The following is a 13,285-nucleotide window of genomic DNA, read 5'->3' on the forward strand; positions in this document are numbered from 1 at the left end:
TTCGCCTTGATGCTGTCAGCCCCGGTAACCACAAAGCGATCACCGTTATTTGACGTCACCAAGTTACCGTTGGTCGCCTCCTCAATACCGGTGAAATCGATATTGCGGACTCTGGCTTCGCCATCCGCGCCGTTCAGCTGAATATCCGCACCACTGGCATCTACCGTATCGAGGCCGCCACTGTCGGCGCCGGCATTGATCGCGCTCAGCCCGGCAAACTGAATATCGTAGCTGGTGACATTGCCGCTGCCGTCCACGCTGAACTCGTCGGCATTGTCGGTGCCGTTCAAAGTGGCACTGTTGGTGGTGACACTGTCGATACCGGAGAAAGTAACGGCACCCGCCGTTGCACTTCTATTTCCCTCAAGTGTCCAGGACGCGGCATTGCTGGTGACACTGTCATCAGTCTCCGCACCGGCTTTGGCTTCGGAGGCCGCGGTAAAGTCGATGCCGAGTACATTCAGTATGCCGTCCGTAAGATCGAAGCTCTCGGCGATGTCGTTATTGATGCCATCGACAATAGCGTTGGCGGTATCCACTTGCTCGATACCGGTAAAGTCGATCCCCGCGGCCGATGCACTGCCGTCCACAGTGCCCAGGGTCCAGGTGAGTCCATCGGTGATGGTGTCCACCGTGTCTTTGCCGACGCCGTTGGCACCGGCGTTGACCACACTCAGTCCAGAAAACTGGATTTCGTAGCTGGTGATATTGCCGCTGCCGTCCACACTGAACTCGTCAGCATTGGCAGTGCCGTTCAGGGTGGCACTGTTGGTGGTGACGCTGTCGATTCCGGAGAAAGTGACGGCACCCGCCGTTACACTTTTATTTCCCACCAGTGTCCAGGACGTGGCATTGCTGGTGACACTGTCATCAGTCTCCGCGCCAGCTTTGGCTTCGGCGGCCGCGGTAAAGTCGATGCCGAGCACATTCAGCGTACCGTCCGTCAGGTCGAAGGTCTCAGTGACGCCGTTGCTGCTGCCATCGACAATAGCGTTGGCGGTATCCACTTGCTCGATACCGGTAAAGTCGATCCCCGCGGCCGATGCACTGCCGTCCACAGTGCCCAGAATCCAGGTAAGTCCATCGGGGATGGTGTCCACCGTGTCTTTACCGACGCCGTTAGCACCGGCGTTGACCACACTAAACCCAGAAAACTGAATATCGTAACTGGTGATAGTGCCGCTGCCGTCCACACTGAACTCGTCAGCATTGGCAGTGCCGTTCAGGGTGGCACTGTTGGTGGTGACGCTGTCGATTCCGGAGAAAGTGACGGCACCCGCCGTTACACTTTTATTTCCGACCAGTTTCCAGGACGTGGCATTGCTGGTGACACTGTCATCAGTCTCCGCGCCAGCTTTGGCTTCGGCGGCCGCGGTAAAGTCGATGCCGAGCACATTCAGCGTACCGTCCGTCAGGTCGAAGGCCTCAGTGACGCCGTTGCTGCTGCCATCGACAATAGCGTTGGCGGTATCCACTTGCTCGATATTGCTAAAGTCGATTCCCGCGGCCGATGCACTGCCATCCACAGTGCCCAGGGTCCAGGTGATTCCATCTACGGTGTCGACTGTATCCGTACCGCTTCCGCCGACTACCGTGCCGGAAGTGGAAACGGTGATGTCCCCCAACGTATTGAACGTATCGGCGCCGGTGTTGCCCACATTCAAGTTGAGATTTTCAACAGATACAATGCCGCTATTGACGAAGGAACCACCCAGGTCCAGGGAGAAATCCGAGACGAGCACGCTGCCCAGATTGGTAAAGTCACCGTCCGCATTCACGGCCAGGTGACCCGCGTTGGCACCACTTACCGCATCGATCGTGACATTCGCGGCAATTTGCACTTGATTGTGAGACGTCAGCGTCAAGGTGTTGCCAGAGTCCCAGGAAAGGTCGCTGGATACGAGTATGCCGTTGGAGTAATCCGGATTGTTTTCATTAACGGCAGCGTTGCCGCTGGCATCGTCTACCGTGCTGGAATAATTGACAGGGTCTGTCTCGCTGGCAGATACCGTGATGGTTACATTGTTGTTGTTCAGCGCCGCGGCCAGAGCCACGACAGAAACACAGTTCTCTGTGCAGTCGGCATCAGCCATAATTTCCAACCAACCCGGATCCAGCAGCCAGGTACCAGTGTCACCACCGGCGAGACTCAGGGTAGACACAGACATAGTGGCCTCACCCAGGTGCAGATTGACCTTGCCGGAGGTCTCGACAAAGCCACCGTCACCGCCCAGTACACCAGACTCGGCGCGGATGCTGCCGGCAAAGTGCGTACTGTCATCGGCCCAGACGATCACCCTACCACCGTTGCCGTCGCCAATACCGCTCGCGTCGATTTCCGCTTCCGCAGTCACCACTGTGGTTTCGGCGTTGCGAACCCGCTCATTCTTGCCCTGATAGTCGCCGCCGACCAGCACTTCGCCGCCAGCGGCGCGGCCGCGGGCGTCGATGTCGCCGCTGACAGTGACAGTATCGCCCAGCACCTTGACCTGACCACCCTGACCACTGCTGCCGCGCGCGACTATCTGGCCGCTGTGGGTGGCGCTGTCGCCGTCAAGCGTAACCTGACCGCCATTGCTGCCGGATGCATCCAGAGTGCCACTGTTGACTACTGCACTGCCGGAGCCCGTCAGCCGGATGGTGCCGCCGCTGGTGTCAATTCCGCGGGCGAGCACCGTACCCTTGTTGTTCACTGCTGACGTGAACAGACCGCCCGATACCTTGGCATCCATCAGGACCTGGGCGCCTTCGATAGCCCCCTCGTTCAACACGGCACTGTCGATACCCAGCTGGTTTTCCATCACCTCTTTGGTGACCTTGACACCGATCATGCCGTCAGTATCGAAGGTCAATACCGCCTCGTCGGCGGCTGCGAGGCTGACCATATCGGCGCTGATCAGGCCGCTCGATGCATTGGTCACCTGCTTGCCAACCAGCACCGCACTGGCAGCATTGATCAGGCCCCGATTGACCACCACGCCGGTCGATCCGTCCTGGCCCCGAAAGGAAAAGTCTCCATTCATAAAGCCAGACGAATCCATGTCCAACCCCGCGGCAGTGATAGCGCCCACGTTGACCGTTGCGGTTTCGGTAAACAAGACACCGCGCGGATTGGCGAGGATGACGTGACCGTTGGATTCGATGGCACCGCGAATGGTGCTCGGGTTCTGATCCAGAATCCGGTTCAGGACTATCGATGAGGAATTCGGCTGCAGGAACTTGACCAACTCCTCCTCGGTCAAGTTGAAGGAATCCCAGTCAATCGCCAGAAGATCCGTCTTCTGGTCGATAATCGTCGTCAGGTCCTGGGCCGTTATTGAGCCGTCACCACCGACAACGACACCACCTTCGGGAGCCGCCTGCGCGTTGTGACTGATAACCTGCCCCGCTATCAAACCGGCATAGGCGAGGTGGGAGAACTTGATGGCGGAAGTCAGTTTTTTCAGGCCGTGAGTCATTTTTTTTGCTTGCATGCCGATACCTTTGGAGAGCGTCCTGCTCGATTTCAGCGGTCGATTATTGCGATTAGATCAGTCAAAGAAGAAGGAGAAGTCCGCATAGATTGCGGGATCATCCGGGTCGTCGCCGGTGCCTTCGATAGAGGATTTGGACATGGTTGGCCAGGCTACGGAAACCTGGCTGGCAAAGGCTTCCTGCCAGCTGAACTTGAACAACATTCCCGCACCGGAAAATGCGCTCCAGTCGTTATCCAGGTCTTCTTCGTAATTGTTGACCACGCCGTAGCCTGCGTCGGCGATCAACGCTACCTGCAGTACGTCGTTCAAGCGATAACCAAAAATACTGGGATTGATAAACTCCGGGAAATCGACGTACCACTCAGCGGATAGCAGACCCGCCTGGTCGGCGGAGAAGTCCCGTACATCAAAAGCCCGCACGGCGCTGGCGCCACCGAGAGAAAACTGCTCAAAGGCAGGCAGGCTACTGTCACTATATTGCCAGCGGCTCTTCAGGATCAGGCGAGACTTCGCGTCAGTGAAGGGCATAGGCACAAAAATCAGTGAACTGCTATCTGCGGCGAACTTGGTGAAATCGTCACCGCGGAGCGGATCGACCAGGTTCTGGTGTTCTCCGTATTGAACTTTTGTATTGAGGATATTGAGCATCGGCACTGCGCCGTTGGACAGGCTATCCATATACAGACCGACTTCACCGCCATATACGTGATCGCCAGAATCCGGCAGGACGATAATGGCATCCAGTTCAGATTCCTTATCTGTGATGCCGAACGATCCGGTCAGGTTGAAATCCCGCGAACGGCGGAACTTGTGATCGACAGTGATAGCATAGCTCTCGTTTACTCCCTGGATATCCAGAAGATTAACTACGCTGTTCTCTTCATCGACATCACGCAGAGAAAATTCGTTGTAGTCAGCAGAAAACTGCAGTCGGGTGCGGGGGCCAAAGAATGGCAGGCTATAGCGGAACTGCCCCAGATCGGAGCCAAAATCTGAGCTTAGGTTGTCTGCATCGGTAGATTTAAGGTAGCCGATTGTCAGCACGTCACCAATACCCAGTGGGTTCAGCCAGTCAACGGACGTGAAAGCGCGTTGATCGCCGGTAAACGTGGAGCCGTGGTTATCGAGACGCGTCACGGCCTTCCAGGAACGCTCGTCGCGAACTTTCAGATTCAGCTTGGTTTCACCAGGATTATCACCGGCACTGAAATAGCCGGTGATATTCAGGCTCGGCAGATCGTTGAGCAGATACAGGCCTTCCTCGACATTTGCATGGCTGACAAGCTTGCCACGCTGATCTTCGAAGGGCGCTGCGAGCTGCTCAAGTGAGTACTTCAGGTTATTCTCCGCGGCGACTTGCCCCAGCAGACCTTCCTGCACTGTCAGGGTAACCACACCGTCCTCGACCTCTTGCGCGGGAATCTGAACCTGGGCAAGGAACAGCCCCTGTTGGCGATAAAAACTGGTCAGTTCTGCCGCTATCTCCTCCAGGTCGCCGTACGTGAGCCCCCGCTCCGAATTCTGCTTTTCTATAACATTTACGAGGCGCTGCAGTTCAGCTGGACCCAGGGCTTCCGGGTTAAAGCGGGCATTCATGTTGTCCAGCAGGCTGGCCAGCTCCACGAGGTTGGCCGTGGTATAACCATTAGCGAGGATCTTGTCCTCTTTCATAAATTTAACGCGGAGCTCCTCGGCTAACTGCTCGACCGTGTTTCGGTCGATACCGTACTCCGGGTACTCTTCCAAGCGATGGAACTGAAACTTTTTGACCGTAATCCGCGGCCCATCATCGCGCCTGGCGATCTCTGGGATATCCGCATTGAGGTTCCGGTCCTGTGCTTCGTGCGTGCGCTGCAGAAATTCCCGAGTGACATCCGACTCCCTGATCGTCGGCACATCCTGGTCAAAAGCTGCACGCACGCGACTGCGAAAGCTGGATTCATCATCCTGTGCGTAACCTGCCGTCGGCAGAAAGAGAAGACCAGCACCCAATACTGCCAGCTGACTTTTGTAGCGCGCGAGCATATCTGCCCCCCTTACAAATCCTTGTAAAATGAACGCCTGTTATTCTTGTTAGAACAAGCGCGACAATCTGGCCGACCGTAGGCATGCCGGCATATTGTTGTCCGTTAGTTGAGATCTCGTGCGATGCGAAATCCAGTAACCGTGTCGGGCGCGCCATCGTGGAAGCGCTTGGTAGTGGCCAGGCAACGGCTCATTGGGTCTTCCCGGCTACCACCGGCAGCCATCAGCTGGCCGTCGGTCCCGCGCACCCATTCCTGGACGTTGCCGACGGGATTGACCAACCCGAAGCTGTTACCAGAGCCGGACGTCACTGCAACCAGCTCTGCACCCTTTTCGATACCGCCGTACTTAAGGTGACAATTGCGATCTGCGACCTCAGGCTCCCCACCGGCACTTGCCGCTGCGAACCATTCGCGCTCAGTAGGCAGCCGATATTTATAACCGGTTTGCCCACTAAGCCAGTTCAGATAGGCCTCTGCGTCTGATATTTTGATATCTCGCACCGGGAAATCATCGGCCCCCAGACTCAGCTCCGCGCAGGTTCCGCCATCGCGGCAGTAGCGTTTGAATTCACCGTTGCTGACTTCATATTTGCCGACCACCAGGGACTTGCGCGAGCCGCCCTTTACCACCACCATCGTCGGCCCATCACCACCATCAGACAGGCGATCCGCACACGAATAGCGATCGCCCCTCCCGCCACTGCCGGGGCGAAGGTGCCCGCAGAAATCCAGTTTCAGCTCCTGCAACACCCCTTGGTTTGGCAGCACTGTTCGGGCGGCCGTAAGCAGCGGCTCCGTACGTAGTGGGTTTTCGTTCGCCAGCTTTTTCAGGCAACCGGTTAATTCGGCCGCCAGTACCGGACGGATTTTCTGCGCTTTGTCGGCATCCAGCGCCGCAAGTTGACTGAGTTGCCCGGTGAGACCGCCGCCGATATCCATGCCGAAGCCACAGCGTAACGATTGTTCCATCTTTCCCAGTACGGCATCGAGTTCACGCTGCTTCTGTGCTGCGGCGAGGCGTCTCTCTTGCCGTAATTCCTGCTGACGCAGGCGCTCGGCCTCGCGCTCTGCCGCCAACCGCTCTTGCTCTAGCCGGCTGCGCAACTCGGCACGCTCACTGGCCAGCTGCGACTTAATCTGCTCCGCCTGATTCGACTCACCGTACCAACTGGCCGCTCGCGCAAGCATAGTGTCGGCCTGGTCCAGATTGCCGAGGTTCAACTGGCCGGTGGCAGCAGCGACAAAGAGTTCGGATACGCGCTGTCGCGATGTATCGAGGTAGGCTTCGTCGGTCGGATTGAGCTCCGCGTATTCCGCCAGCTCGATATCGAGATCCTCCTCCCAGGAGCTCGTCAGAATACTCAGGCCAATCAAGCGGTCTATGGCTTCACGTTTGTCTGTAATGCGTCGTTCTAACAGCTCTTGCTCCAGCTTTTGCTCGAGCTCCGCCTTAACACGTTGCTGTTCCGCCACATTCTCCTGTTCCAGGTGCGTATAGCCCCACACGGCTCCAGCCAGCAAAATGGCAAAGGCACTTCCCAGCACCCACTTCCAAGTATTGTTACCAAAGAACTGCAGAACGAACTTCTCAACCGTGGCAGTACGGTTTTCACGCTTGAGCGCGAGCGCCAGCTCCAGCGCGCGCCACTGCCGGCGGCTCAGGGTGCGGATTCGCCGGGGCCTGAGCTTTTGCTCGAATGCTTTGTCTGCCGGCACTTTGCCGTAAGGGTGGCGACCGCAGAAGAGCTCATAGGCAACACAGCCCAGGGCATAGACGTCATCGCTGGGCGCAGGCTCCGCGCCCTGCAGCATCTCCAGGCTGGCGTACGCCGGGGTAAGCGCGCCGAGTGTGCTCGCATCGAAGATAGTCTTCTCGCCCGCGGTATTGGCCATACCGCCTTCAGACACCGCCCGCGCAATACCGAAGTCAAATACTTTTGCCCCTTTTCTGTTAGTGACAAAAATATTTCCAGGCTTAAAGTCTGAGTGCACTATGTGGTGAGAATGCGCGTAAATCAGCGCCTGCGATATGTCATGTAATACTGAGCAAGCTTTGTCAAAGCCCAGCCCTATTTCAGCGTGCTCGCGAAGTAGCTTGTCGAGCGGAGCCCCCTCGAGGTACTCCATCGTCATAAAAACGCGATCAGCATCCCGATCAAAATCGTATACGGTTACGATATTCGGGTGCGCCAGTGTTTGGGACTTCCTCGCTTCGCGCTGTAAAGAAATGAAAGCATCAGGATGTTGGCGGAAATCGTCATTCAGCAACTTGATGGCGACGTAGGGTTCACTATCGCTCGCCTCCAGCTTGCGGCGGTCGAGCGCCTTATACACGGCCCCCATTCCACCGACACCGAGAAGCTTATCGAGCTCGAAGCGGCCCTTGATAACCGTTTTAGCGATGGTACTGGATGCAGTCTTGGAACTCTGGAAATCTCCATGGCCGTGTTCCGAGAGAGGCAAACCGACTTCAGGGGAACGCTGCAGTCCACCTGCTTTCGGCCGGTAGACCGTAGTATCCGCAGTGAATTCTGAGGCGGCTGTAGGAATGAGACCGGGGTTCGAGCCAATCGGAGGGTGGTCATTCGCACCGGTTCTGTCGCGCGCGACGAAAACCGTCGTATCACCGTCTTCGCCCGGTTCCTGCTGCTCGTGAGTCGGCCTGACAATACGAGTCTTGTCGTTCAAATCCACCTCCCTGGAAGATTTCCTCGGCAAATTCCTTTGCCTCGACCGCATTTTCTGAACACATTTTCCAAACCGCATCAATTCGACTGGAAAACGAAGGCGCGCAGTATAACTGAGCCAAACCACCTCAACAATTAAACGGACCGCACAAACACCCGCAATTATATTTCAGGCGATTACAGCGACGAATAGTGCGCCTAAATCCGACCTCGCAGCTTTGTTACGATGGATAGAATTCGTTAATGCACGGCATTGTTAGCGTTAAACGGGCTTATTGAATTTTTTTCGATAAAAAATTGGTTCCAGAGTCAGTTCTTTTTAATTCATCAAGATCACACTCTTTCTCTGCAATTAATCTCCTGACCTCACACAATGCATAGCTATAAAAAATAGTGTCAGAGTGGATGTTAATCCTGCCTAAAGAAAGCCCTAAAACACACACCATAGATTTTGTAAAAATCGTGCCAGAGTCAATTAAATTACTGTAATCAATGGTTTTTTTTCTAAATCCTCTTTGCTTAAATGCTCACAATTGCCACTGCGGCAATACCTGCGCTACTGCGAATCGCGGTGGTAAAGGATGAACCACCAACGCCAAAGTCCATAACATATGAGGGATTACCATGGCTATCTATATGAACTTCAACAGCAATTCTCCGAAGGGCAACGTTACCGCTAAAGGCTATGAAGACTGGATTGAAGTAGACAGCTTCAATTTCGGCGTCGGCCGTGGCATCAGCATGGAGGCCGGTGCCATGGCTAACCGTGAGGCCACTCGCCCCAGCATCAGCGAAATCACTGTAACCAAGCGTATCGATGCTGCTTCAGGCGGTCTGTTCAAGGCCTCCGTTTCCGGGGACGAAGGGGTTGTCGCAGAGTTCCACGTAGTACAGACCGGTGCCAATTCGGTCGAGAAGTATGCAGTTTACAAACTGGAGGATGCAATCATCTCGTCCTACAGCATCAGCGCTTCGTCCGGCGGTGCACCGATGGAGTCTATTTCTCTGAGCTTCTCCAAAATTGAGGCGGACCTCAATCACGCGGACAAAACCAACAAGAACCCGAAAAACATGCGTGTCGGCTACGACTTGGCCACCGCTACCGTTCTGTAAGGCACGTCTTTCCTGCTTGCCGCAGGTCCAGTACCGCAGCCGCAGGCTGCGGTACCTCGGCCCCGCGGTTGTTTAGCACAGCGGTTTTGTGACCACTTCGCTAAACAGCTGCAATCATATAACGAATAATTTGCCTCTATAGAGCGCCTACAAGGATTTAGGTCAGAGCATGCCCACTCTCAATCAAGATAAACGAATGATCCAGGTCGACAGTCCGATTGGCAAGGATGTGCTTATCGCGACATCGGTGCACGGAGAGGAGCACATTTCCAAACCTTTTCGCTATCAGCTGGAACTTCTATCGGACAACCACGAGATCACTCAGGAGCAAATCGTTGGCAAAGCCCTTACCGTCAGGGTTCACCATGCTAAGACGCCTAGGTACATCAGTGGTTTTGTCACGCACTTCTCAATGCACGATGTGAATGCCGAGGGCATGCGCAGCTATACGGCTATTATTCATCCCGGACTATGGTTCACCAATCTCGCGGGCAAAAATCGTGTTTTTGAAAAAAAATCAGCCAAACAGATACTGGAAGAATTATTCGGTGAGTACAGCAAAGTCATAAAGCTCTCCCTGAAACTCAAAGCCGAGTATATTCCTCGAGAATACTGCGTGCAGTTTGAAGAGAGCGATTTCGATTTCATCAGCCGGCTGATGTCTGAAGAGGGTATCGCCTACTACTTCAGGCATGAAGATGGCAAACATGAACTTGTCGTTTGTGATGATGCCCAGGACTTCTACGACTGTGCCAGTGACAAAATCGAGTACGATGGCGGCGGCAGCCATCCCACAAAGCACACCGTGAGCAGCTGGCGACGTAACTTCAACTATCACGGTGGCGGATTCGAATTTAAGGACTACAGCGAATTCGCTGCGTCTAAGGACAATAAGCAGGAAGTCAAGACCACCAGCAAGCTGAACGATGTCTCCAGCTATATTCGTAGCCTCTATGGATTAAACCACTTTGAGGCTGACGGTGAGTCCAAGAGGAAGTTCAAGGACAGCTACCATCGTGCGCTTGCAGATCGTGCAATGGAATCTCAGGAGTCACTATTTGACGTCAGCTACGGCCGCAGTGACTGCCCCGCATTCGGCGCGGGAGGCCGCTTTGACTTCGATCATTCGTTGAACACAGAAAAAGGTAAGTACCTGCTCACCTCCGTACAGACCAGTGTGACTGACAGCAACAGCCAGGAAACACACTTTCACAATACGTTCAGCTGTATTCCCGCCAAGGTCATGCCCCGCCCGAATCCTGGTGTTAGCGCTCGGAAAATTCATTCGCCGCAAGTGGCCAAAGTGCTCGAAGTCAAGGCCAAAGCTGCCGAAAAATCCGATGATCCCTACACTCAGCTGAAAGTCAAGTTTCCATGGAACTCCTCCCAAAATAGCTGCTGGATTCGCGTTATGCAGTCATTCGCGGGCAAGAACTGGGGCGCGAATTTCGTTCCCCGCGTCGGCCAGGAAGTCGTCGTTACATATATCAACGGCGATCCAGATCGCCCACTAATAACTGGAGCCGTGTATAACGGGGACAATCCCGGGCCGAATTACACGGCTACACAAAGTGGCTGGAAAACCGAGTACGAGGGCAGCAAGTTCAATGAGCTCCGCTTCGATGATAAGGGAGGCAAGGAAGAGATCTATATGGAGGCCGGCAAGGATCATAACTTTGTGATCCACAACGACCAGACTGGAAAGATCGAAAACAAGCAATCAATTGAGATCAAACAGGATCGAAGTATTACTGTCACAGACGGAAGCGAGACGGTGACGATCGCCAAGGGCGATCAGACTGTCAATGTCCAAAAGGGCAATCAGGAAACAACCCTCGGCTCTGGAAATCATACGTTAAAAGTCAGCAAGGGGACCCAGACAACAGATGCGATGGGAGCAATAAAAATCACCTCCAAAACATCTATTGAGCTGAAGGTGGGAGGCAACAGTATCAAATTGACACCTGCCGGGATAACCATCAAGGGTACGATGGTGACCGTCAAGGGCGATGCCACCGCCGAGGTTAAGGGTGGCGGCATGCTGACCCTTAAGGGCGGTGTCACAATGATCAATTGATGGAGCTGCCAATGACTGATCTGATTAAAATTCAAGCACTCACCGCTGCTGAACTACTTAAGCATTTTGAAGTGAGCGAAGAGGCCGAAGAGCACGTCGTTCCCGAGACCGCGCCGGAAGTCAGTATTGATCGTCTAATGGAGGCGGGTCTCTACCCTGACGCTATCAAACTGCTGGCACATGGCCTCCCCAAGCGCGAAGCCGTTTGGTGGGCATGCTTATCCGCCCGCGACATTCAGAACCCACAGACCGACGAAGACAATATCAACGCGCTGATCGCAGCGGAGAGCTGGGTTAAAAAGCCCAGCGAAGAAGCGCGATTACGCTGTAAGGCTCTGGGAGAAAAAACCAAACACAGGACGCCCGCCAGTTGGGCAGCAACGGCCGCCAATTGGTGCCACGGTAGCCTGGCCGGACCGGATGAACCGGCGATTGAGCCACCTGAACACCTTTATGCCCATGCGGTTTCCGGCAGCGTGGCGCTCGCCGCTGTACTATCCGACCCGGTCAATCCGAGTAAACAATTTATCCGCTATCTGGAGCAGGGGTTAGATCTCGCCCGGGGCGGCAATGGACGAGTTGGCGATTAATTATGGGAAAGCCCGCATCGCGTATAACGGATATGCATGTATGCCCGATGGTCACAGGTACCGTTCCCCACGTGGGTGGCCCGATAGTCAGCCCGGGTGGTCCGACAGTACTGATCGGTGGATTACCTTCAGCCACGGCGGGAAGTACCTGCACTTGTGTGGGCCCTCCCGATACGGTGGCTATGGGCAGCGCGTCAGTTTTGATTCAGGGAAAACCCGCCGCCCGGATGGGCGACTCGACCACACATGGCGGAAAAATTGCGGTTGGATGCCCTACCGTCCTGATCGGCGGTTGATATCGCATGAGCAAAACCTGGATGAAACCATCGATAACGCGGCCAATGCTGTACATAATTTTGTTCACCCTTGTTTTTCCGCGCCTGGGTATTGCTATGAGTTCACTTAACCCTCTAAAAGCTTGCACCTTTTCAGAAATGGAGATCAGCTTAACGCTGCATGGAAAACCCGCTAATGGCGCGACTGTAATACGGACGGTAAATTGGCGGACCGAAAACAGCGCCACTTTTACTACAGATGATTCTGGAAAGGTTTTTTGCCGGCAATGTATGAAAGCTCAATTACAAAACTATTGCCGATGGAGTTCATATCAGCTCAAACCATAGCGGTCCATCATAATGATCAGGAATACAAGATATGGATCTACGCCAAGAGACAACCTAAGAAAAACTTCGAGCTCGATGGCCAGCCAATTAAATTAACCTGCGAGCTTTCCGATCCTTAAAAGACAGAGAGGGCGTTTGGATCGGCTGTAAAAACTTCTTGTGAATTTATATTTTCGAAAGGGATAACGAGAGCAAGCTAGTGATCGCCCTGAAAAACTAAGGAGCATTGCCATTGCGCAACATAATACTGACGATGTTGACAATGTTGATAGCAATTCCAGGAGCAACCATGTCACTTTTCGCAGGCAATGAAGTATTTCTATTTTCCAGAGTAAGCGGAAAATTAACCTACAAGAACGAACCGGCTGTAAACGTCACCTTGCGTCGCATCGTGGAATGTGGCGGAGACAAATTCGAAGAAACAACATCAACGGATGAAAATAGCTATTTCAATTTCAGTGCGCTAACCAAAAACGATAAGGCAATCTTACCTAAGGAATTCGTGTCCCATCAAAAACTAATTGCTGAACATCAGAATCATGAGATTTTGATCTGGGAAACCGTAAAGCGAAGCGAAGAGAAAAATGCGGAATTAGAAGGTAAAGCGCTAAATTTGACCTGTGAAATGACAGACAAAACTAGATTTGTTCACCTGATGCTGAATTCAATAGGCACCAACTGCACTTGGTAGA

10 protein-coding genes are annotated in these 13,285 nt (G+C 54.0%); 7 read left to right on the forward strand and 3 right to left on the reverse strand.

Going from position 1 to position 13,285, the window contains the following annotated elements; translation table 11 throughout:
- The 3 genes from BUC36_RS13240 to BUC36_RS13250 all read right to left on the reverse strand — a co-directional run.
- Positions 1-3,473: beta strand repeat-containing protein (locus BUC36_RS13240; protein ID WP_084536013.1), on the reverse strand; the 3,473-nt coding region annotated here is incomplete at its 3' end.
- 57 nt (positions 3,474-3,530) lie between these two features.
- Positions 3,531-5,501: a ShlB/FhaC/HecB family hemolysin secretion/activation protein gene (locus BUC36_RS13245; RefSeq protein WP_073275915.1), complete on the reverse strand. Its 1,971-nt coding sequence runs from the start codon at positions 5,499-5,501 to the stop codon at positions 3,531-3,533.
- Positions 5,502-5,605: 104 nt separating this feature from the next.
- On the reverse strand, positions 5,606-8,191 hold the full coding sequence (locus BUC36_RS13250; protein ID WP_159436021.1) for a bifunctional serine/threonine-protein kinase/formylglycine-generating enzyme family protein: 2,586 nt from the start codon (positions 8,189-8,191) through the stop codon (positions 5,606-5,608).
- Positions 8,192-8,814: 623 nt separating this feature from the next.
- On the opposite strand from BUC36_RS13250, the gene BUC36_RS13255 reads away from it, so the two are divergent.
- From BUC36_RS13255 to BUC36_RS13275, 7 genes are all read left to right on the forward strand, one after another.
- A complete protein-coding gene (locus BUC36_RS13255; RefSeq protein ID WP_073275919.1) occupies positions 8,815-9,303 on the forward strand; it encodes an Hcp family type VI secretion system effector in 489 nt (162 codons plus the stop codon).
- Positions 9,304-9,499: 196 nt separating this feature from the next.
- On the forward strand, positions 9,500-11,380 hold the full coding sequence (locus BUC36_RS13260) for a type VI secretion system Vgr family protein (RefSeq protein WP_234994988.1): 1,881 nt from the start codon (positions 9,500-9,502) through the stop codon (positions 11,378-11,380).
- 11 nt (positions 11,381-11,391) lie between these two features.
- Positions 11,392-11,970, forward strand: coding sequence for a DUF6931 family protein (locus BUC36_RS13265; protein WP_073276167.1), 579 nt, complete (start codon positions 11,392-11,394; stop codon positions 11,968-11,970).
- Between the two features lie 47 nt (positions 11,971-12,017).
- Complete coding sequence (locus BUC36_RS13270; RefSeq protein ID WP_234994994.1) at positions 12,018-12,266, forward strand: PAAR domain-containing protein; 249 nt, start codon at positions 12,018-12,020, stop codon at positions 12,264-12,266.
- Positions 12,267-12,404: 138 nt separating this feature from the next.
- Positions 12,405-12,593: a DUF6795 domain-containing protein gene (locus tag BUC36_RS19385; RefSeq protein ID WP_407661776.1), complete on the forward strand. Its 189-nt coding sequence runs from the start codon at positions 12,405-12,407 to the stop codon at positions 12,591-12,593.
- On the forward strand, positions 12,533-12,712 hold the full coding sequence (locus tag BUC36_RS19390) for a DUF6795 domain-containing protein (RefSeq protein WP_407661774.1): 180 nt from the start codon (positions 12,533-12,535) through the stop codon (positions 12,710-12,712). The genes BUC36_RS19385 and BUC36_RS19390 overlap by 61 nt, the downstream gene beginning before the upstream one ends.
- A 143-nt stretch (positions 12,713-12,855) precedes the next feature.
- Positions 12,856-13,284 carry a DUF6795 domain-containing protein gene (locus BUC36_RS13275; protein WP_234994989.1) on the forward strand — a complete coding sequence of 143 codons (429 nt, stop codon included), beginning with the start codon at positions 12,856-12,858 and terminating at the stop codon, positions 13,282-13,284.
- Position 13,285 lies beyond the last annotated feature (1 nt).

The organism is Microbulbifer donghaiensis (assembly GCF_900129095.1).
Taxonomy (GTDB): Bacteria; Pseudomonadota; Gammaproteobacteria; order Pseudomonadales; family Cellvibrionaceae; genus Microbulbifer; species Microbulbifer donghaiensis.